Below are 19,663 nucleotides of genomic sequence, written 5' to 3' on the forward strand. Positions count from 1 at the left end.
ATATTGAAAATAGAATATTAAGATCTTCTGTGTATTCTGGTCTCAACGAATTGAAAACCAGAGCGTGAGCGTAGAAGGGGACTTGATAGATGGTTGATATTGTTGAAAGTGGCGGCGTTGAAACGAGCGTCAATCTGAAGGCCTCTTTTGATCAGGCTTTGGATGCGAAAGAGCCGTTACAGTTGCAAAAAGGCATGGATGTTGCGCTGTCCCCGTCGCAGTTGATGAACGGTGCTAAAATCCCGGCCACTGTCGAAAACTGGAAGGCGAGGGGCTTCTCCTGATTTTTCCACGGAACACAGAAAAAACCCGCCAGAAATGGCGGGTTTTTTACGGTTTTCGATGCTTCTTGTGTAAAACTATGCGTTTTTAACCGCCATCAGGAACGAATCCACTGTTTCTTTCAGTTTTAACGTTTCCTGTGCCATATCCAGCGATACGCGGGATACCGTGTTGGCGGCATCACCCGTGCGGGATGCGGCATCGCTGACGCCGTTGATGTTTTTATTCACTTCGTTGGTTGCGGTGGACACTTCCTGAACGTTGCGGGAAATCTGCTGGGTCGCGGCGCTTTGTTCTTCAACGGCGGCGGCGACGGTCGTGCTGATTTCGTCAATGTTGCGGATGGTGGAACTGATGCCAACGATGGAATTCACGGCATCCACCGTGGCCGATTGCACGCGCATGATCTGGTTGGAAATATCTTCCGTGGCCTTGGATGTCTGGCTGGCCAGGGATTTTACTTCGCTGGCCACCACGCTGAAGCCTTTGCCGGCCTCACCGGCACGGGCGGCCTCAATCGTTGCGTTCAGAGCAAGCAGGTTGGTTTGCGCCGCAATCTGGTTGATCAGTTCGATAACCGCACCGATTTCTTCGGATGCCGTTTTCAACCCGTTGATCAGGACGTTGGCTTTATCCGACTGATCGACGGCGTCGCCGGCGATGCGCGACGCGCTGCTGACCTGTTGGGAAATGTCGGCGATGGTTGCGCTCAACTCCTCGGTCGCGGCGGCCACGTTCTGGACGTTGGCGGATGCTTCCTCCGATGCGTGGGCCACGTTCAACGACCGGTGCGATGTTTCCTCCGCCGTGACGTTCAGGCTTTGCGACACGGTTTGCATTTCCGATGTCGCACCATTCAGGCTGGCCATCAGGGCTTCGATATCCGATTCAAACCCGCGGGCCAGATCGCTGATGCGTTTGGCGCGTTCTTCACGTTGGGCGGCGGCGGCGCGTTGTTCGGCCTCCATCTCGCGGTTTTTGATCAGGTTTTCTTTGAAGATATTCATGGCATCGGCCATCGGGCGCAGGCTGCCCGTGCTGTCCAGGAATGGGATGGATTCATCCGTTTCCCCTTGGGACAGGGATGTCATGCGGGTGCCCAAGGTCGACAACCCGCCCGTGATCATCCGGCTCAGGAACAGGGCCGCCAGAACGACGATAACGGCAATCCCGAGCATCAGCCCCGTCGTCATAACGGTAATGCGGGCCGCGCTGGCATTATAGGCCTTGAGCGCATCGTCTTTGCGTTGCGATGCCAGTTCATCAATTTTTTCAATGAATGGTTCTGCGGCGGCATATTTATCGCTCAGCAAAGAAATGGCCGTGTCTAATTCGCCGTATTTCGTGGCCATGCTGTAAAACGAATCTTGGTAAATTTTCATTAATCCGGTGATTTTTTGCTGAACGGCGTAATCCAATCCTGATGTGCTCAGGGCCAGTTTGAATTCTTCACCACGCTTTTTGATGTCTTCAATGTATTTTGGATCCTTGCGGGCCAGAAAATCTTTCTCATGGCGGCGCATCATCAACATTAAAACTTTCAAACGATCTTGATTCTGGGCGTTGATGATTTCCTCGACGCCGTGAACGGCGGCGCGTAAATCACCCAGAAGGCCGCTTTTTTCGTTTAATCCGACATCTTTTTGCAGGGCGACGACGGCGTCAAACTGTGCGGAATAATCATTAAATCCAGCCTGGAATTTTTGAGCCTGCTCGGTGATTTCTGCATCTTCTGAAACAAGGTCAAGAAGCATTTTGTTTTCGGCGGCGACCAAATCCTGAATTTCATCATGGCGCGTGACGTATTTTTCATCCAGGCGCAGCAGGAAGTCTTTTTCGGCGCGACGTGCGGTTAAAAAGGCAGATTCCAACGATGCCGCGTGGTCGTTGATTTCAACGGCCGCAAATGCTTTGCCCTGAATTTTTTCCAGGTTGCCTTTGCCTACGCTCACGGTTAATCCCACCGCGGCAAAACCCGCAATCATCAATGCGGAGAGTATAATAAACTGGGTTTTCAGCGTCAGGTTATGAATTTGAACACGCATCGAATAATCTCTCCATAAAATACAGGGCCGTGGTCGGCCTTTAATCTCTAATAATTCTATGGAGGTTATGTTGCAGTTTTATGACAGAGCGGGCGGCCTAACCCTATGAATAGAAAAAAATGCAAAAAATGTTGTTTCCTGAAGCGTTTATTAAATTTTTTGCATGAAAAAAGCCCTCGCAAGCGAGGGCTTTGATTTGGTGGCGGAGACGGAGGGATTCGAACCCTCGATACAGTTTAACCCGTATGACGATTTAGCAAACCGTTGCCTTCAGCCACTCGGCCACGTCTCCATAGTCTTTATTAAAGCATGTCGGGGTAGCCGTGCTTTTGAAAGCGGGCGGCCACGCCCCACATGGTAGTCCCCATAGTCGTAGTCTTTATACTCGTAGTCAGCTCGGCCAATGAATTATCAGGAAATGGCGGGCGGATCAACTGTTTACTGGGGCGTTTCCTGCGGATTATAAGCCCTTTAAATCAATCAATATAATGATTGTCGCGCAATTTCTTGCCAGTGCCGAAATCCTCGGCCACGGCCAGGATGAAGCCGATCAGCCCCACGCCCACGGCCAGCGTGATCAAAACCTTAATAAAAACAGGCCAATCCAGAATTTGGGCCCAGATTTGGGCGACGATCAGGCCGCCTGCGCCAAGCGCCAGCCCGCAAAGCAGGAAGAGCAGCCATTTACGGCGGCTGGCCGGAATATCGTAATCAACCGCGATCAGGAAGGAGGCCAGCGTGCCTAGCACGATAATTGTGCCCATGGTCCGCACAAACACGGCCCATTCCATAACGTTGCCCCACATTTGGGCCAGACCCAGCAAGGCGGCCACAACCCCCATACCAATGAGGGAAAAGAGCAGGATGCGCGTGCGGATCATGGGGGCCTCTTTTATAGTGAGTTAAATCTCACGTTCCATGATGGTCAGGAACGCTTCGCGTTTGAAGAACAGCAATTCGCGGCGCGTTTCCCGCTCCATCGTAATCACCTTCCACCCCTCGGCGGCGTTCTTGTTCAGGAAGTCGGTGTAACGCACCGGGTCCACACGCGATCCGCCCAGGAAGATAGAGCCGAGCAGGGGTTCGCGGTAAATGGCGACCTTGTATTCGTATTTTTTACTCATCACTTAAAATCCGGTTGGACGGTTTTAATCTCCGGCATGGATTGCAATGTGCGCAATACGTCCGCCGGATTTTTGTTACAGGTCACCAGCATGCGGCGCGGGTCATAGGCCGGAGCCGGAAGCGCATCGGGAAACACGGAGGTAATGTGTTTCATCCGGCGCATCTGTTGCCCGAGGGCGCTGCATTGGGCTTCGTCAAAATCATCGTGCAGCGTAATGCTGAACGTTGTCCGCCTCGTCATGGTTATTCTCCCTGTTTACAGGCTCTTCTTACGAGAGCTTTTTCTTCAGCAATTCGTTGGCCATGCCCGGGTTGACTTTGCCCTGAGACTTTTTCATCACCTGACCGACCAGGAAGCCGAAGACCTTTTCATTGCCACCTTTATAATCGGCAACGATTTGCGGGTTTTCGTTCAACACTTCTTCCACGATCTTTTCGATCGCACCGGTGTCGGTCACCTGTTTCAGGCCCTTGGTTTCGATGATCGTATCGGCGTCCTTGCCCGATGCGTACATTTCGGCGAACACGTCCTTGGCGATTTTGCCGCTGATCGTGTTGTCGGTGATGCGTTCGATCATCAGGCCCAGCATGGCGGCGGTGACGGGGCTTTCGCTGATCGTCTTGCCATCCTTGTTCAAAATGCCCAGCAATTCGTTCAGAACCCAGTTGGCGGCCAGTTTGGCGTCACGGCCCTTGGCCACGGCTTCGTAATAATCCGCACGGGCACGTTCCGCGATCAACACGCTGGAATCATAGGCGGACAGGCCGTAGGAATCCATGAAACGGTGTTTCTTCTGGTCCGGCAGTTCCGGCAGGGTCGCCTTGATCTTCTCAACCCAGTCGGATTTCAGGTTCAGCGGCAACAGGTCCGGGTCCGGGAAGTAACGGTAATCGTGCGCTTCTTCCTTGGATCGCATGGACCGGGTTTCGCCCTTGGATGGGTCCCACAGGCGTGTTTCCTGTTTAATCTCACCGCCGCCTTCGATAATTTCGATCTGGCGGGCGGCTTCGTATTCAATCGCCATCTGAACGGCTTTCAACGAGTTCACGTTCTTGATCTCGCACCGCGTGCCCAGTTCTTTCACGCCCAGACGACGCACGGATACGTTCACGTCGGCACGCATGGATCCTTCTTCCATGTTGCCATCGCATGTGCCGAGATAGCGTAGAACCATGCGCAGTTTCGACAGGTACGCGGTGGCTTCATCCGCGCCGCGAATATCCGGTTCCGACACAATTTCCATCAGGGCGCAGCCGGACCGGTTCAAATCGACGAAGGATTTTTGCGGGTGCTGGTCGTGCAGGGATTTACCGGCATCCTGTTCCAAATGTAGGCGGGTAATGCCAATGGTTTTCACCGTGCCGTCCGGCAGGTCGATTTCAATTTCGCCCTTGCCCACGATCGGGTGCAGGAATTGCGAAATCTGATAACCCTGCGGCAGGTCGGGGTAGAAATAGTTTTTGCGTTCGAACACCGACGTCATGTTGATCTGCGCATTCAGGCCCAGACCCGTGCGCACGGCCTGTTCAACGCAATATTCGTTCAAAACGGGCAGCATGCCGGGCATGGCGGCATCCACCATGCTGACCTGGCTGTTCGGGGCGGCGCCGAATGTGGCGGATGAACCGGAAAACAATTTGGAATTGGCGGTCACCTGGGCGTGGACTTCCATGCCGATGACGATTTCCCAAACGCCTGTGTCCGTTTTAATTGTCTGTGCCATTGTCGTTGCTCTCTACTTAGATATCAATTGATTGTTATTCGCTCGTGCCTTCACGCAGGCAGGAGAAAAGATTGTTGCTGGCCTGTTGGCGGAATGACGGGCTGCTCATAATCGCGGGCAGGGGGTCGCGCAGATCCGGGTTGTGGGCCAGAATGCTGCGCATCATCGCCTCGCCATCCGTTTCCAGATAGGCGGCAGAGCGTTTCGACATGCAACGGCAGAGTTTCGGCATATCGCGCAAATCAAAATCCATGATTTTCTTGTCACGCATGCATTCGTTGAACAGCAAATCCTGCGCCGCCGTTTGCATGCACGGGCCGTAAACCTGTGTCTGCATTTTGTGCATCAGTTCTTTGCCCAGCTTGGTCGGCTTGCCGATGATATCCAGCTCTTCCATGCTGAACCGCGACATCATTTTAACGGATGTGCAGGAGCACAGCTCCGCTTGCGCCTCATCGCTCATCCGCTGATCATCGGCGGCCATGCACTGGGCGTAGTAACTGTTGGCACGCTCGGTCGTGATCGGCGTGCGCGTTTGCGGCGGTAATTCTTCCTGTGTCTGGGCCCGTGCCGGTGTTGCCACCACCACAAACGCCAGAACCGAAACAATTAGGATCAGGAAGCGGATCATCATGCGGCTTTCTTCACGACCATTTGCGGAACGGCGGTGAAGTTTGCGGCCTTTTCAATCACCTGCGACACGTTCAGAACGGTTTCCTCGTCCCACGGCTTGCCAATGATCTGCAAGCCCAGGGGCAGGCCGTCACCGCTCAAACCCGCCGGAACGGACATGCCCGGCATACCGGCCAACGAGGCCGGAACCGTGAACACGTCGTTCAGGTACATCTTGATCGGATCGTCTTCGTTTTCGCCAATGGCGAACGCGGCGGACGGCGCGGTCGGGGTCAGCAGGACATCGCATTCCTTGTAAGCGTTCAGGAAGTCTTCCGAAATCAAACGGCGGACTTTCTGGGCCTTGGTGTAATACGCATCGTAATACCCGGCGGACAGAACGTAAGTTCCGACCATGATCCGGCGGCGGACTTCTTCGCCAAAGCCCTGTGCGCGGGTGTTTTCATACACTTCGCGCAGATCCTTGCCTTCGGCGCGCATGCCATACCGCACGCCGTCATAACGGGCGAGGTTGGACGAGCATTCCGCAGGGGCGATGATGTAATAGGTCGCCAACGAATATTTCGTGTGGGGCAGGGATACATCGACGATTTTCGCGCCGGCATCTTTCAAATACGCTTTGCCTTCATCCCACAATTTTTGGATTTCGGCGGGCATGCCGTCCACCGCATATTCGCGCGGAATGCCGACCTTCATGCCTTTTACGCTTTTGCCCAACGCGGCCACAAAATCCGGCACCGGTTTGTTAGCGGATGTCGCATCCTTCGGGTCGTGCCCGGCAACGGATTTCAACAGCAATGCGCAATCTTCGGTGTTGCGGGCGAACACGCCCGGCTGGTCCAGCGATGACGCGAACGCAACCACACCCCAGCGGGAGCAGCGGCCATAGGTCGGCTTGATCCCGGCAATGCCACAGAAGCTGGCCGGCTGGCGGATGGAACCGCCCGTATCCGTGCCCGTTGCGCCCATGCAAGAGCGTGCGGCCACAGCAGCGGAGGACCCACCGGACGAACCGCCCGGAACCAGATCGGCATTATCGCCGTTATTGCGTTTCCACGGGCTGATCACGTTGCCGAACGCGCTGGTCGTGTTGGACGATCCCATCGCAAATTCGTCGAGGTTCAGTTTGCCCATGAACACCGCACCGTCATTCAGCAACTTGGTCGTGACGGTGGATTCGTAATGCGGCACGAAATTGCCCAGAATTTTGCTGGCCGCCGTGGTGCGGATACCGTTGGTGCAGAACAGGTCCTTAATCCCCAGCGGAATACCGTCCAGCGCACCATTTTTGCCCGCGGCGTAACGCGCGTCGGATTCCGCGGCCTGTTTCATGGCCACGTCCGGCGTTTCGGTGATATAGGCGTTCAGGTGACGGGTGTTTTCCATCACCTTCACATGCGCGGCGGTCAATTCAGTCGCGGTGAATTCTTTTTTCTTCAATCCGTCCAAAGCGGAGGCAATGGTCAGGTCGGTCAGGGCGTTGCTCATAATCTTCAATCCTTACTCAACGACTTTGGGAACGACGAAGAAGCCTTCCATGGCTTCCGGCGCATTGGCCAGTACATCGGACTGGATATCCCCGTCAGTGACCTTGTCCGCGCGCAGTTCCATTTCCATGTTCACCACGCTGGCCAGCGGGGCGACATTGTCGGTATTAACTTCGCCCAACTGCTCAACCCATTTCAGCAAACCGCCCAATTGGGGGGCTAGCTTGTCGGCCTGGTCTTCGGTAATGGCCAGACGGGCGAGGGTGGCGACTTTCTTAACGGTGGCTTTGTCCATCGACATGCTTGTGAATCCTCTCAGAAATGCTTAGATTTTGTATACTTCCCAGCCACAGGACGCAAGCCCAGATGCCAGCAGAAACCCTCGAAAAAATCGCCGGAACCCGGCCCCGCAACGTCCGTCTGATGGGGCTGGATCTGGGGACAAAAACCATTGGGGTGGCCATTTCGGATTCGGCCCACTCCATTGCCACCCCGGTCCGGGTGGTGCAACGGACCAAATTCACCCGCGATATCGTGGAATTGGGCAAGATTATCCGCGATTATGACATCGGTGGATATGTCTTGGGATATCCCCTGAACATGGACGGAACCATGGGGCCGCGGTGCGATGCCGTGCAATCCTTCGCCGCGGAAATGCTCAATCACCCGGATATTTTCGGCGAAAAGCCATGGATCGCCCTGTGGGATGAACGCCTGTCCACCGCCGCCATGACCGATTTTCTGATCGATACTGTGGATATTTCAAGAACAAAGCGAAAACAGGTCATCGACAAACTGGCCGCCCAGTACATTCTTCAGGGCGCGCTGGATTTTATGCAGGCTGGGGGCCTTTAGAGGACACGGCCTCGTAAGCTTCCAAAACCAGCTTCACGCGATCCTGCGCCTGCCAGACCTGGCGAATATCCGCCCCTTGATTGTGCTTGTCCCAAGCCGTGCGCAAATTACTCTCTGCGCGTTCATAAACCCGGCAAAACGCCAGCAACAGATCGGACGGGCTGGTGGTCTCCTGATCGACCTCCAGGATGGCACGATAATTCGGTGCGGCGGCGTTATCCGTCGCCCGGGCATAAGGGGCGTTGTGCTTGCTTGCGCGTTGGGCCCGAATTGTGAGGCTCATATTTGGCTCCGTATAGAATGAATTTCGCGGGGACGTAGCCGATTTTGGGATAAACGCGCAAGAATAATCGTATGGGGTGCCATAAGGGATAGGGTGGGCTATGAATCCTGCCCAAACCGCATCAAACTATGCCCATTCTTCTACATCCAGTCATAGCCGGAATCGAAATCGTCGCTCAGCTTCTCGCACTGGGGCCAGAAGCGCTGGCTGTGGCCCATTTATACAAGTGTGAAAGAATACCTGCGTTTATGGCGGTGAGGTAGATGTAAATTATAATCCATGGTGCCTCAAGGAAGATGAGGCTTAAAATATATTCTGACGCTGTGGAGTTAAGCTCTTCTGGCAGAAGGTCAGCATTAAAATACTCAATTACAAGCAATAAAACGATTGCGATTGCGCCCGGTATAAACGAAGCAATGGAGGCTATCATCCATGCTGTAGCTTTTGCTGCGATCAAATGAATGGTTAGATCTTCGGAAATATTGTCAGCTTGTTTGAATGATGTTGATTCTCCAATGGCCTGGGCGGGAAGCATAAAGCAGTACCCCGTTGCCTTGATTGTAATGTAAGTGAGTGCTGCCATGCTCAAAGAATATATGAGGAGTGATGTCATTGATGCTTGGTTTGTGCCAATCATGTAAAAAATCGTCATGGTGTAAGCCAAGAATACGAATGTGGGGGTCCAAATCGTGATGAATAAGGTGATAGAGGTAGTTATAAATTTAAATTCACTTAATTTCAGACGAAGCGCATTAATTTTGTGGCTTCGTGAGGGGCCAAGCAGGTTGGCTCGGTACCACATGAGCGCAAAGCATGTATGAAAATATAGCATGGTGAAAAAGTATATTAGTTTACCTATATCATCGTACTGTTCTTCTAGGAGGTGTTCTGCAAGGAAGGCCAGCGGAACAATTATGATGGCGGGGATCAAAAGCTGTTTGATATAAAAGAGTGCCAACCCTGCATTGTTCCAGAGAAAGCTGTGTGATTGTAAAACTAGTGTTTTTATTGAGGGTCTTTTGTTCATGATTGTGCATGTGTTTGTTTTTATACCGGGGCACAATTCTAGCGTGTTTTTATCGGGGCGTCCATTTTATGTTGAAATGCGTAGGGTTTAAGCATCCTGCCCATACCGCATCAAACTATGCCCATTCTTCTGCATCCAGTCATAGCCGAAATCGAAATCGCCGCTCAGCTTCTCGCACTGGGTCCAGAAGCGCTGGCTGTGGTCCATGATTTTTAGGTGGGCGACTTCGTGGGCGATGACGTAGTCCATGGCCAATGGCGGGGCGAAGATCAGCCGCCAGGAGAACGATATTTTGCCATCCTCGGAACAACTGCCCCAGCGGCTGCGCGTGTCGCGGACGGTGATGGATTGGATTTTTGTGTGGCGGTCAATTTGCTTCGCTTTTTCGTGTGCCATTTCGGTGATGGCGTCGCTGGCCAGTTGGCGCAGGAAGCGTTTGATGCGCGGGGCGGCATCGTCCTTGTTCGTTTTGACGATCAGGGTGCGCGGTTTCAATTCAATGTCCGTCATTTTTAATTTCGGATCATAATGAATATGCAGTGTGACATTGTGGCCAAGGATCGGCAGAACGGCCCCATCCACAAACGGAACCGGTTCCGGTAAATCTTCCAGACGTTTTTCAACCCATAATTTATTCTGGCGTGCGAAATCCAGCGCGCGTTCCATGCTGGCGCGGTGGGGGACGATCAAGTGCACCACGCGCGCGGCCGGGTCCAGCCGCAGGGCCATGCGGCGGGCGCGTTTGCTGACGGTCAGGCGCAGGCAGGGGTGAACAGCGCTCACGGCCTGTTGCGCCTTGGCGATGGCGTCCTTGTCACGGTTTTTGCCGCCTTTGGTTGATGTTGTCCGGACCATCCTAGCCCGACCCTTTCGTCTGTTACAAAGAATAAATATATGGGTTTGCCCCGACGGGATTCCAGATGCGGCGCCCGTTCAAAAACGGGGCCGTTCAAACCGGAGCCAGAGGGGGTACACCACACTCATCAGCCCCGGCCGGAAAGCTTTTCGGGGCTAAACTATTCCGCGGCTTCCGCCGTTTTTTCGGATTTTTTCGCTTTCGCGGTTCGGGCGCGGACCGCGTCGATCCCGTGAACACGGACATCCCAATGCGTCGGGGCGATGTCCGGTATTTTTTTCAAATCATCCGCCGGGATTGGGTCGCGTTTTGAATCGTGGGCGCGCATGAAATGGCGAATGCGCGGCATGATCAATGTGCGCCAGCGGCTGCCGTTGAAAATACCGTAATGGCCAACATTTTCCTGGAAATGGTGGAATTGTTTTTCCGCCGGCAATTTGGTGGCAATGACATGCGCCGCCGTGGTCTGGCCATGCGCGGAAATATCGTCCAGCTCGCCCTCAATGGTCAGCAGGGCGGTTTTGCGGATGGCGGACGGGTCGACTTTATGCACGCGACCGCTCAACGGGTCTTTCCACGTCATTTCGCCTTTGGGCAACGCATGTTTCTGGAACACGGTTTCCACGGTCTGCAGATAGAAATCCGCATCCATATCCATCACGGCCAGATATTCGTCATAGAAGTCACGGTGGCGTTCGGCGGATTCACCGTCGCCTTGGATCAGGTGGTTATAAAACTCCACATGCGATCCGACATGGCGGTCCAAATTCATCGACATGAATCCGCTCAGTTGCAAGAAGCCGGGGTAAACGCGGCGGTGCGCGCCGGGATAATAAAACGGGACCGGCGACACAACGGTTTTTTCAAACCAGCTTAACGGGCGTTCTTCGGCCAGTTCGGTGACGGCGGTTTTGGACACGCGTGTATCAATCGGCCCGCCCATCAACGTCATGCTCAGCGGTGTATTCGGATCTTCGTCAGCTTCCATCAATGCAATGGCGGCAAAGACGGGTACGGCGGGTTGGCACACGGCCACCACATGCACATCCGGCCCCAGCAGGGTCAGGAATTCGCGGACATAGGCAATATAACTGTCCAGATCAAAGCGCCCTTCGGTCAACGGCACTTGGCGCGCGTCCTTCCAGTCAGTGATATACACATCATGGTGTGGAAGCAGGGCCTCGACCGTACCACGCAGCAGGGTAGCGTAGTGGCCGGACATGGGCGCGACGATCAATACGCGCGGATCATTGCGGCGTTCCATGCGGCGGAAATGGATCAGGTTACAGAACGGGCGCTCGGACACGATGTGTTCCACCACATCGACCGTGCGGCCATCAATCTGGGTTGTTTTCAAACCAAATTCCGGTTTTGCAAATTTGCGTGTGGATCGCTCGAACAATTCCGCACCGGCGGCAATGGTCCGGCCCAGCGGGGTATAGGACAGCGGATTGTTGGGATTGGCCCATGCGTTACGGGTCATCTCTGCCGTCAGGCGGGCAGGGGTCATAAACGCATGATGAATATCGAACAGATGGTAAAGCACTCTTTTCACTCACACAATTTTGAACGCGTTGGACGTTACATTAGCACCATTGTACACCCAAAATCGTTAAATTATGCACCGCAACAAAAGATTTAGATTTTTTGTTCCAAATCATTGACATACAAAGATATTTTCTTTACATAAGCGCCTCTCTTGTTCGGGAAGGGGCCCCATGCTGTTTATTGGCGACTTGGTTATTGATTGTACCGCGCGCGTAACCGACGCCGATCTTGCACGCTGGGGGCTTGAAAAAGGCCGTCGCCAGACGGTGGATCCCGTCTTTATCAATGATCTGTTGTCCCAAATCGAAGACCGCAAATTCTGTGGCGGCGGGTCTACTGGAAATACGGCTTTTGCGTATGCCGGTATGGGCGGGCGGGGCACGTATCTGACCGCCATGGCGACGGATGATCACGCGGATGTTTTGCGCCGTGAAATGGAATCCGTCGGGCTGGATCTGATCATTGGCGGCGTGCCCGTCCCGGGATCGTACAGCAATATTTGTCTGTGTCTGGTGACGCCGGATGGCGAACGCACCATGTTGATGGGGTTGGAAACCTGTTTTTGCAGCACGGCCATGGTTGTCGATATGGTCGAAAAATCCACACATAATTCCGTGTTTATGACGGCGTATTCCGCGGCGGGATTTGGTATTGGCGGTTTTTGTGACATTGCAAAATCGGCCTTATATAACGGCAAGAAACTGTATATGTCGTTGTCCAATCCCACATTGGCCGCCGCCCATCGCGAAGCATGGATCGATCTGATCCGCGCCGGGGCATCTGTGTTTAGCAACCAGGGCGAATTTTCACCGTTGCTGGATGGTCAACCGCCGCAATCATTGCAGAGTTATTTGCGTGATGATGCCTTTGCCGTTGTCACGGATGGTGAAGATGGCGCGCATGTTGTCACCACGACCGATGTCATGCGTTTTGATGCGGTTCCTGTTGTGGATGTGCAAAACACCACAGGGGCAGGGGACCATTACGCGGCCGGATTTTTGTATGCGTTGTCCCGTGGATTGGGTCTGTCCGATTGTGCGACCTTTGCCGCCAATCTGGCCGCGCGTAAAGTGGCCGCCCCGGCCAGCCGCCTGGACCGTTCGGCCCTGACCGATTGCGCCGGGTTGGTTGCCGCTTAAATCAAATAAAACAAAGGCTTGATTGCGTTCCTGTTGGACCGTGCAGGTGCAGCAGGGCTTTTTCTTTAAACAGTCCAAACGCCGGATTAAACTCCCCTTCCGCTGAATGCGGGTACAATAATAAAGGGAGTTTCAAATCATGCTCATGCGCAAGCCAACCGATTATATCGACACCTATTACCGCGACACCATGCAGGGTGCGCGCGCCTATGACCCGTTGGTCGATAAAATTCAGGCCGATGTGTGCGTGATCGGTGGCGGTCTAGCGGGATTGAACACGGCGCTTGGTTTGGTTGAACGCGGGCGCGGGGCGGTGGTGATCGAAGCTGCACGGATTGGCTGGGGCGCATCGGGCCGCAATGGCGGGTTTGTGGCCAAGGGCTATGCCCGTGATTTGTCCAGCTTGAAAAAGAAAGTCGGGCTGGATCATGCCCGGGCGCTGGTCAATTTGACCAAAGACGCGCGCGCGATGATCAAACAACGCATCAATGATTTGAATATCCCGTGCGGTCCATTGCGCCCCGGTGTTCTGACCGTGTCATGGAAAGACAATCCCGATGCGGTGAAGGCCATCGTGGATGATATGAACGATTCATACGATCTGGGCTTTGAATTCTGGGGCACGGACAAGGTGCGCGAACAATGCCACACCGATAAATATTTCGACGGCGTGTATTCCCCCGGTGATTTTCAGTTCCATCCGCTGACCTATGTCCAAGGTTTGGCCAGCACGATTGTGTCCAAAGGCGGCCAGATTTACGAAGGGTCCAAAGCCACCAAAATCACCCAGATGCCATCAGGCCGCTGGCGTATCGAGGTGGGCAACGGCGGCGTGATTGAGGCCGAACACGTTGTCCTGTGCTGTTCTATCTATGTCAACGGGCTGGATAAACGTCTGCGCAACGCGGCGTTTCCGGTGCGCACCTATGTGATGGTGACGGAACCGGTTGATCCGGCGGATCTGAAAACCTCCATCGATACCGAACACGCCATTTATGATATGCGCTTCGCCAGCGATTATTACCGCGTTCTGCCCGATAACCGCATCATGTGGGGCGGGCGTGTCAGCGTGGGCCGTGACCCGGCGAAGATTGCCGAACTTCTGCACGGCGATATGCTGAAGGTCTATCCGCAATTGCGCGGCAAAGTGAAAACCGAATATGGCTGGTCGGGTGATCTCTGCTACGCTCCGCACAAAATGCCGCAAATCGGGCAACTGGCCCCGAATTACTGGTACGCCACCTGCTTCGGCGGCCACGGCCTGGCCCCGACCACGGTCGGCGGCGAAATGATTGCGGGGGCGATTGCGGACAAAGACGACCGCTACAAACTCTTCTCCCCCTTCGGCCTCAACTTCGCCGGCGGCCCATTGGCGCCGTATATTGCGCAAAGCGTGTACTGGTGGTGGCGCGCGCGGGATTATATTGGGGGTTAGGGCGTCGGCCATATTGATTGCAAAATTATTCGCAGGTATTCTTCTGAGGTGAAAATAAACCTCATCATTGTCGCCGCCTTGATTATCTGCTCCGTCGCTTTTGCTCTGGATCCGGTCGTAGAGCATGGGCGTGTTTTTATTCCTGACGATGTCTATGTTGGTAAAGATTGCGGATGTGAATGCATCGCCGACAGCCGTCCATGGTACAGCACCGTAAATTATTGGCGTTGGCTGTGGATGGTATCGATTCCTCTTCTTGTTTTTTCTATTAAACCCGATGCCTCAAAGTGGTTACGGGCGAGCCGGACAGTGGCTGCCGTCATACTTGGTTATGTGGTCATGAATCTGGCGATTCAGTTGTTTTGGGATATCGGAAACGGCCCTTTTGTGGTCGATGGAAACCCCAATACGCCATGGCAAAAAACATGGGACATTCCCAATTGTGCCGATATTGCGGACGGTGCCAGCATCGTTTCTACCCTCTTTTTCGGATGGCTTTACGCCATTATTTATACAGGCTGGTGGGATATGGTCTGGTATCAATATCATAAGCGCAGAACAAAAATGATTGACGATGGTTTTAAGCGTGACATTTGCAGTCAGGTTGTATTCGTGACGTCCAAGATTGTCACAATCTTGGTAATTCTGTTTATGATTCTTATCTTTTTTGCTGTCTGTGGCGCTTGGGTTTTTGAAAGAACGGGGTTGTTACAATGAGGCGGGCTATTTTTCGGAAAGACTTATTGTTCCTGCAATCTTTGTTGTCCACTGTCCTGTTGTAACAAAGGGATGTCCCATCAAGTCAGTTGTTAACAAGACTGCTCCGCCCAATAATGAGGGAGGTAATGTTGCGACCTTCGATGTTCCTAAAACAAGTTGCCGAACACTTAATGGATCTGTGAACTCATCATAGAATTCATATTCTGCCGTAGCGTTAATTGCTAAGATATTGTTTTTTCTGCTAACGGTTCCGGAGAAATGTCCGCTTATTGTTACTTTCCCAAGCGCATAAACGAGGTCCCTGAATTCGTAAGAATTATTCCAGGAACCTGAAAATGTGCCCGAACCTATGGTTTTGGCTTTATCCGCTATTTGGCTTTTGACGCGATCAAACATGAGCCTTTGTGCTTGTTGAATAACGGCCCCAAGCAAGCCCATTTCTGACAGTTCTGTGCTTTTGCCGAAGCCAAAATAAAAGTGCCATATGAACTCTACATTCCCCCAAGGTCTAGCATTGTCCTGAATGGTGCTTGTTACTGTTTGTGTCAATCCAAGGGAGTTTTGCGACTCAGCCCAACACCGGCAGTTAAAGTCTTCTCCTGGATCTGGTGAATCGCTCCATGCACGTTCGGTGCGGTTATAGGCGGCGTGGCTGGATCGGACTTTGTTATCCTCGACACTGCGCCAGATATAGGTCCCTTCTGGTTCTTTTGATATTTGGGCATTCAGGGACGCAATTGTTTCGTCATCAGGTTGGGCCGCGCCCGTTGCGGTTAACCCATGATCGCGTTGGAATTTCTTTAAGGCATCAAAAACCGTACGGTCCGCCATTCCGGTAATGCCGGTTTTTTCGTAAGGGGTGTAATATCCCAGACGGTTCAGTGCCTTTTTGATTTGGCGGGTGTCGAATTCATCCACTTTGCTGTTTGGTCTAAATGTTTTGTTCAGTTCGATTTTCATTAAAAGCCCCAGTTTTCAAAATTTCAACAAAAAGCCCCACAGCGCGGACGCATGTGGGGTGGTGACGGTTTGATTATACATGAAATAGGAATAAATTCCAGATCTTTTTTTGCCCGGTTTTGTCGCTTTCTTTGCCCGGACTTGATGCTAAACTCCACCCCATGACCGATCTTCTCGTTTACATCCATTCTTTGTTGTTCGATCCCACCCGCATCCCTCTGGCGATGGGGGCGATTATGACGGTGGGCATTTTTGGGGTGGCCACGGGGCCGATGCGGGGGAATGCGAACCCGTTATATTGGGCCGTTGTGAACGGGTTGTTTGGCGGGTTCGGGGCGCGGTTGGACCGGGTGCAGCGGACCCCGGCGGACCTGATGATGCGCGGGTTTTTTGTGACCGTTTTAGGGTTGGGCTTCTTCTATCTGTGCGCGCGGCTGGCGGCCAGCGCGGCGTTTTTCTATCCGGCGGCGGGGCTGACGGAAGTGGTGTTGCTGTCGCTGTGCCTGAGTGCGGGCACGATCTGGTATGCGCTGCTGAAGCTGTTTTTTGCGTTGAAGGATAAAAAGGTGGGCAAGGGGGCGTATTATACAATTGCGTCCTCCAGCCGTTGTGACCTTTCCGCCAGCGATGATTTTACGATCACCCGTGTGGGCATGGCGCTGGCCGCCCGGAATTTTGACAAGGGGCTGGTGGCTCCGGTGGTGTGGTATCTGATTGCCGGATTGCCGGGGGCGTTTATCTATACCGGGTTGGCCGCGCTGGCGTGGCGGTTTGGCAAGGATGGGTTCACCAAGGGGTTCGGGCGGTTGCCGTTGGCGCTGGAACGGCTGATGGGGTTTGTTCCGACCCTGCTGGCCGGGTTCTTGCTGGCCGCGGCCGGGCTGTTGACCCCGACCGGGGGCATGACCCGGGCCTTTATCGGGGTTTTTGGCACCGGAAAGGGGCGTGCGCCCTATGACCAGGGGGGGCAGCCGGTCACGGCCATGGCCTGGTCCCTGGGTGTCAGCCTGGGGGGGCCGAATCAAGATTTGGACGGGTCCGCTCTGCAACGGGCCTGGGTTGGGCCAGAGGGGGCCACCGCCCGGCTGGAGGCCAGCCATTTGCGGCGGGCTATCTATCTGCATTTAATGGCGGTTTTACTGCTGTTGGCGGCCCTGGGCGGGGGGCTGTTCTGGGGGCATATCGGGGGGTAAAACCCGGCCTGTTAAAAGTCAGAGGAAACGCTTGACTTCCCCCGGATTCATCGACTATTGTCCGCACCTGTTTTGGAAAACCAGTAAAACTACAGGATTTATGCCATGAGCCGCCGCTGCACCGTTACCGGAAAAGGCGTTATGACCGGGAACAACGTTTCCCACGCTAAAAACCGCACCCGCCGCCGTTTCTTGCCGAGCGTTAAGCGCACTGGCATGTTCAGCGACATTCTGGGTCGCTTTGTTGATGTGAAACTGTCCGTCAACGGTATCCGTACGATCGAACATAATGGCGGTCTGGATGCTTACCTGCTGGACACCGCGAAGACGAAGCTGGACCCGAAACTGCGCGCTTATCGCCGCACGTTGGACAAAAAAGTCTCCGACGGCGCTGTAAGCCCGGTGAAGTTCGAGAAGAAAGCCATGCCGAAGGGCAAAAAGGGCAACATCTCGGCACGTCTGCTGAAGAAAAAAGCTGCGAAAGCTGCTGCCGCGAAATAATTATTGGGCCGACCGGTCCAATTGAATAAAAAGCCCCCGTCACGGGGGCTTTTGTTTTGCGGTTAAGTTTGCAAGCCAATGCGGATGGCCTTATAAAACAAGGCTGATTTCCAACCAAGGCATAAGAGATAAATAATCATGGCAAAAGCAACTTTGTACAAATCACTGGTCGCGGCGTTTGCTGTTGTAAATGCAATCACATTCGCGGATAGCGCCATTATCGCGCACACGGTTCACAGCGGCCCACACGCACCGGATGTCCGTTTTGACCAAGTCGGTGTGCAGGCGGGCATGACGCCATTGATGAATATGTATCAGTGGACGGCGAAAGATCTTGATGATCGCTCCCTGACCGCGCGCGCACCGCTCAGCTATATCGCCGCCGCATCGGGCGCGGTTTTGCCGCCGGTGCTGGATGGTGTTGTTGGGCTGGCTGTGTCGACGCTGGGCGCACCGGGCACGGTGGTCGGGCATTGGACGGGTGTTGCGACGGGCAAAACCGTTGCATCCGTATCCGGCGCGAAGACACAGGCCGAAAAAGCGGTGGCCGACCGGTTCAAGGCCAATATGAACCAGTTTCCTAATCTCTAATCCGAAAGAAACGCGTACCCTATGCTGACTTATCCGAATTTCGCTTTTGATGTTTTGCATCGTGATCAAAACGGTACGCGGGCGCGTATCGGGCGTCTGGTGACGCCACATGGTACGATCGAAACGCCGAACTACATTTTCTGCGGCACCAAGGGCGCAATTAAAAACCTGTCCCCGATGCAGATGCGCGAGGCGGGTGCGGATATTATTCTGGGCAACACCTATCACCTGATGATCCAGCCGGGCGCGGATTTGATTGAACGGATGGGCGGCTTGCATGAATTTAACCGTTGGGATGGTCCGATGATGACCGACTCCGGCGGGTTCCAGATTTTCTCCATGGGGCATGGCGGCGTTGCCGATGAAATCAAGGGGCGCAGCAATAACAAGGGCCGCGGCAAATCCCTGCTGGAAATCTCGGAAGAGGGCGCGCGTTTCAAATCTTACTGGGATGGCAGCATTCTGAACCTGACGCCGGAGGAATCCATTTCCATCCAGCGTAAAGTGGGTGCGGATTTGATTTATCAATTCGACGAATGCACCGCGTACCACGTTGAACGGTCCTACACCGAAGAATCCATGTACCGGTCCCATCGTTGGGGGGAACGATCCATCGCCGAATTCGAACGCGGCCATGACGGGCGGCAAGCCTTGTACGGTATTGTCCAAGGTGGCGTGTACAAAGATTTGCGTGATATCAGTTGCGAATGGACGGCGGAAAAACCGTTCTTTGGCACCGCTATTGGCGGGTGCCTGGGTGGATCAACCGAAGAATTTTACGAGATCACCGGATGGTGTGTTGAAAAAATCCATCCGGACCGTCCGGTCCACCTGCTGGGCATTGGCGCAATCCGCGATATCTTTACCTGCGTTCGTCTGGGTATTGATACGTTCGATTGCGTGTCCCCGACCCGGATCGCCCGCCATGGCTGGGCATTGACCAAAGGGGGCTCGGGCCGCATGAACCTGCGTAATGCCCAGTACCGTGAGGACAAGGAACCTCTGGACGCCTCGCTCGGTATTCCGGCCAGCGCACATTTCTCGCGCGCCTATATCCATCACTTGCTGAAGGCGGGTGAATTGCTGGCCAGCCAGTTGATCGCCCAGCATAACGTGGCGGTGATGACCCGTTTGATGCGCGAAATCCGCGCCGCCATCAAAAACGGCACGCTGGATTCGCTGGAACGTGAATGGATTGAAGATTAAATTTTCCCGTCATCCCGGCGAAGGCCGGGATCTTCCAGCCATAATCGACGAAG

Annotated in this window: 21 protein-coding genes, 1 tRNA gene and 1 pseudogene; 9 read left to right on the plus strand and 14 right to left on the minus strand. The window is 53.9% G+C overall.

Going from position 1 to position 19,663, the window contains the following annotated elements; all coding sequences use genetic code 11:
• Positions 1-89 precede the first annotated feature (89 nt).
• Entirely contained in the window at positions 90-284 is a 195-nt protein-coding gene (locus A11S_RS04815; RefSeq protein WP_015467372.1) for a hypothetical protein, read from the plus strand.
• A gap of 75 nt (positions 285-359) precedes the next feature.
• Here the strand turns inward: A11S_RS04815 and A11S_RS04820 are convergent, their stop codons facing one another.
• From A11S_RS04820 to gatC, 9 genes are all read right to left on the minus strand, one after another.
• Complete coding sequence (locus A11S_RS04820) at positions 360-2,327, minus strand: methyl-accepting chemotaxis protein (protein ID WP_015467373.1); 1,968 nt, start codon at positions 2,325-2,327, stop codon at positions 360-362.
• Positions 2,328-2,527: 200 nt separating this feature from the next.
• Positions 2,528-2,619 (minus strand) — tRNA-Ser (locus A11S_RS04825).
• 184 nt (positions 2,620-2,803) lie between these two features.
• Positions 2,804-3,208, minus strand: a complete 405-nt coding sequence (locus tag A11S_RS04830) for a hypothetical protein (protein WP_015467374.1) — start codon at positions 3,206-3,208, stop codon at positions 2,804-2,806.
• A gap of 21 nt (positions 3,209-3,229) precedes the next feature.
• Positions 3,230-3,451 (minus strand): DUF4177 domain-containing protein, encoded by a 222-nt coding sequence (locus A11S_RS04835; protein ID WP_015467375.1) that lies wholly within the window; start codon positions 3,449-3,451, stop codon positions 3,230-3,232.
• Complete coding sequence (locus tag A11S_RS04840) at positions 3,451-3,693, minus strand: hypothetical protein (RefSeq protein WP_015467376.1); 243 nt, start codon at positions 3,691-3,693, stop codon at positions 3,451-3,453. The genes A11S_RS04835 and A11S_RS04840 overlap by 1 nt, the downstream gene beginning before the upstream one ends.
• A 28-nt stretch (positions 3,694-3,721) precedes the next feature.
• On the minus strand, positions 3,722-5,176 hold the full coding sequence (gene gatB, locus A11S_RS04845; RefSeq protein ID WP_015467377.1) for an Asp-tRNA(Asn)/Glu-tRNA(Gln) amidotransferase subunit GatB: 1,455 nt from the start codon (positions 5,174-5,176) through the stop codon (positions 3,722-3,724).
• Positions 5,177-5,210: 34 nt separating this feature from the next.
• Complete coding sequence (locus tag A11S_RS04850; RefSeq protein ID WP_148285106.1) at positions 5,211-5,810, minus strand: hypothetical protein; 600 nt, start codon at positions 5,808-5,810, stop codon at positions 5,211-5,213.
• Positions 5,807-7,297, minus strand: a complete 1,491-nt coding sequence (gene gatA, locus A11S_RS04855; RefSeq protein WP_015467379.1) for an Asp-tRNA(Asn)/Glu-tRNA(Gln) amidotransferase subunit GatA — start codon at positions 7,295-7,297, stop codon at positions 5,807-5,809. The genes A11S_RS04850 and gatA overlap by 4 nt, the downstream gene beginning before the upstream one ends.
• A 12-nt stretch (positions 7,298-7,309) precedes the next feature.
• Positions 7,310-7,597, minus strand: coding sequence for an Asp-tRNA(Asn)/Glu-tRNA(Gln) amidotransferase subunit GatC (gene gatC / locus A11S_RS04860; protein ID WP_015467380.1), 288 nt, complete (start codon positions 7,595-7,597; stop codon positions 7,310-7,312).
• A 65-nt stretch (positions 7,598-7,662) separates the two neighbouring features.
• Here gatC and ruvX point away from each other — a divergent pair, with 65 nt between their 5' ends.
• Positions 7,663-8,151 (plus strand): Holliday junction resolvase RuvX, encoded by a 489-nt coding sequence (ruvX, locus tag A11S_RS04865; protein ID WP_015467381.1) that lies wholly within the window; start codon positions 7,663-7,665, stop codon positions 8,149-8,151.
• On the opposite strand, the gene A11S_RS04870 is transcribed toward ruvX, so the two are convergent.
• From A11S_RS04870 to A11S_RS04885, 4 genes are all read right to left on the minus strand, one after another.
• Positions 8,129-8,434 (minus strand): hypothetical protein, encoded by a 306-nt coding sequence (locus A11S_RS04870; protein WP_015467382.1) that lies wholly within the window; start codon positions 8,432-8,434, stop codon positions 8,129-8,131. The genes ruvX and A11S_RS04870 overlap by 23 nt on opposite strands.
• Before the next feature lie 175 nt (positions 8,435-8,609).
• Entirely contained in the window at positions 8,610-9,461 is an 852-nt protein-coding gene (locus A11S_RS04875) for a hypothetical protein (protein ID WP_015467383.1), read from the minus strand.
• An 87-nt stretch (positions 9,462-9,548) separates the two neighbouring features.
• Positions 9,549-10,316: a M48 family metallopeptidase gene (locus tag A11S_RS04880; RefSeq protein WP_015467384.1), complete on the minus strand. Its 768-nt coding sequence runs from the start codon at positions 10,314-10,316 to the stop codon at positions 9,549-9,551.
• Between the two features lie 161 nt (positions 10,317-10,477).
• Entirely contained in the window at positions 10,478-11,863 is a 1,386-nt protein-coding gene (locus A11S_RS04885; RefSeq protein ID WP_015467385.1) for a polyhydroxyalkanoate depolymerase, read from the minus strand.
• Positions 11,864-12,035: 172 nt separating this feature from the next.
• Between A11S_RS04885 and A11S_RS04890 the strand changes: the two genes are divergently transcribed.
• The 3 genes from A11S_RS04890 (at position 12,036) to A11S_RS11885 (ending at position 15,156) form a co-directional block, all read left to right on the plus strand.
• Positions 12,036-13,004: a PfkB family carbohydrate kinase gene (locus tag A11S_RS04890; RefSeq protein ID WP_015467386.1), complete on the plus strand. Its 969-nt coding sequence runs from the start codon at positions 12,036-12,038 to the stop codon at positions 13,002-13,004.
• Between the two features lie 139 nt (positions 13,005-13,143).
• Positions 13,144-14,439: an NAD(P)/FAD-dependent oxidoreductase gene (locus A11S_RS04895; RefSeq protein ID WP_015467387.1), complete on the plus strand. Its 1,296-nt coding sequence runs from the start codon at positions 13,144-13,146 to the stop codon at positions 14,437-14,439.
• A 48-nt stretch (positions 14,440-14,487) separates the two neighbouring features.
• Positions 14,488-15,156 carry a hypothetical protein gene (locus A11S_RS11885; RefSeq protein WP_015467388.1) on the plus strand — a complete coding sequence of 223 codons (669 nt, stop codon included), beginning with the start codon at positions 14,488-14,490 and terminating at the stop codon, positions 15,154-15,156.
• Between the two features lie 6 nt (positions 15,157-15,162).
• Here A11S_RS11885 and A11S_RS04905 read toward each other — a convergent pair whose 3' ends face one another.
• Positions 15,163-16,119 carry a peptidoglycan-binding protein gene (locus tag A11S_RS04905; protein ID WP_015467389.1) on the minus strand — a complete coding sequence of 319 codons (957 nt, stop codon included), beginning with the start codon at positions 16,117-16,119 and terminating at the stop codon, positions 15,163-15,165.
• Positions 16,120-16,280: 161 nt separating this feature from the next.
• Here A11S_RS04905 and A11S_RS04910 point away from each other — a divergent pair, with 161 nt between their 5' ends.
• The 4 genes and pseudogenes from A11S_RS04910 (at position 16,281) to tgt (ending at position 19,610) form a co-directional block, all read left to right on the plus strand.
• A complete protein-coding gene (locus A11S_RS04910; RefSeq protein WP_015467390.1) occupies positions 16,281-17,312 on the plus strand; it encodes a cobalamin biosynthesis protein in 1,032 nt (343 codons plus the stop codon).
• 105 nt (positions 17,313-17,417) lie between these two features.
• Positions 17,418-17,681, plus strand: a pseudogene (gene rpmB / locus A11S_RS04915) (50S ribosomal protein L28); the annotation flags it as partial.
• A gap of 270 nt (positions 17,682-17,951) precedes the next feature.
• Positions 17,952-18,404: a hypothetical protein gene (locus A11S_RS04920; RefSeq protein ID WP_015467392.1), complete on the plus strand. Its 453-nt coding sequence runs from the start codon at positions 17,952-17,954 to the stop codon at positions 18,402-18,404.
• A 21-nt stretch (positions 18,405-18,425) separates the two neighbouring features.
• On the plus strand, positions 18,426-19,610 hold the full coding sequence (tgt, locus tag A11S_RS04925; RefSeq protein WP_015467393.1) for a tRNA guanosine(34) transglycosylase Tgt: 1,185 nt from the start codon (positions 18,426-18,428) through the stop codon (positions 19,608-19,610).
• The last annotated feature ends 53 nt before the right edge of the window (positions 19,611-19,663 follow it).

Origin of the sequence: Micavibrio aeruginosavorus EPB, from assembly GCF_000348745.1 — a bacterium.
Classification (GTDB): domain Bacteria; phylum Pseudomonadota; class Alphaproteobacteria; order Micavibrionales; family Micavibrionaceae; genus Micavibrio; species Micavibrio aeruginosavorus_A.

Excerpts from the sequence above, each read along its gene's own strand:
- A11S_RS04905 (WP_015467389.1), bottom strand. The coding sequence starts at position 16,119 with ATGAAAATCGAACTGAACAAAACATTTAGACCAAACAGCAAAGTGGAT.
- A11S_RS04890 (WP_015467386.1), top strand. The coding sequence starts at position 12,036 with ATGCTGTTTATTGGCGACTTGGTTATTGATTGTACCGCGCGCGTAACC.
- A11S_RS04840 (WP_015467376.1), bottom strand. The coding sequence starts at position 3,693 with ATGACGAGGCGGACAACGTTCAGCATTACGCTGCACGATGATTTTGAC.
- gatC (WP_015467380.1), bottom strand. The coding sequence starts at position 7,597 with ATGTCGATGGACAAAGCCACCGTTAAGAAAGTCGCCACCCTCGCCCGT.
- A11S_RS04830 (WP_015467374.1), bottom strand. The coding sequence starts at position 3,208 with ATGATCCGCACGCGCATCCTGCTCTTTTCCCTCATTGGTATGGGGGTT.
- A11S_RS04835 (WP_015467375.1), bottom strand. The coding sequence starts at position 3,451 with ATGAGTAAAAAATACGAATACAAGGTCGCCATTTACCGCGAACCCCTG.
- A11S_RS04875 (WP_015467383.1), bottom strand. The coding sequence starts at position 9,461 with ATGAACAAAAGACCCTCAATAAAAACACTAGTTTTACAATCACACAGC.
- A11S_RS04880 (WP_015467384.1), bottom strand. The coding sequence starts at position 10,316 with ATGGTCCGGACAACATCAACCAAAGGCGGCAAAAACCGTGACAAGGAC.
- A11S_RS04920 (WP_015467392.1), top strand. The coding sequence starts at position 17,952 with ATGGCAAAAGCAACTTTGTACAAATCACTGGTCGCGGCGTTTGCTGTT.
- A11S_RS04895 (WP_015467387.1), top strand. The coding sequence starts at position 13,144 with ATGCTCATGCGCAAGCCAACCGATTATATCGACACCTATTACCGCGAC.
- A11S_RS04820 (WP_015467373.1), bottom strand. The coding sequence starts at position 2,327 with ATGCGTGTTCAAATTCATAACCTGACGCTGAAAACCCAGTTTATTATA.
- gatA (WP_015467379.1), bottom strand. The coding sequence starts at position 7,297 with ATGAGCAACGCCCTGACCGACCTGACCATTGCCTCCGCTTTGGACGGA.
- gatB (WP_015467377.1), bottom strand. The coding sequence starts at position 5,176 with ATGGCACAGACAATTAAAACGGACACAGGCGTTTGGGAAATCGTCATC.
- ruvX (WP_015467381.1), top strand. The coding sequence starts at position 7,663 with ATGCCAGCAGAAACCCTCGAAAAAATCGCCGGAACCCGGCCCCGCAAC.
- A11S_RS04850 (WP_148285106.1), bottom strand. The coding sequence starts at position 5,810 with ATGATGATCCGCTTCCTGATCCTAATTGTTTCGGTTCTGGCGTTTGTG.
- A11S_RS04870 (WP_015467382.1), bottom strand. The coding sequence starts at position 8,434 with ATGAGCCTCACAATTCGGGCCCAACGCGCAAGCAAGCACAACGCCCCT.
- A11S_RS04815 (WP_015467372.1), top strand. The coding sequence starts at position 90 with ATGGTTGATATTGTTGAAAGTGGCGGCGTTGAAACGAGCGTCAATCTG.
- tgt (WP_015467393.1), top strand. The coding sequence starts at position 18,426 with ATGCTGACTTATCCGAATTTCGCTTTTGATGTTTTGCATCGTGATCAA.
- A11S_RS04910 (WP_015467390.1), top strand. The coding sequence starts at position 16,281 with ATGACCGATCTTCTCGTTTACATCCATTCTTTGTTGTTCGATCCCACC.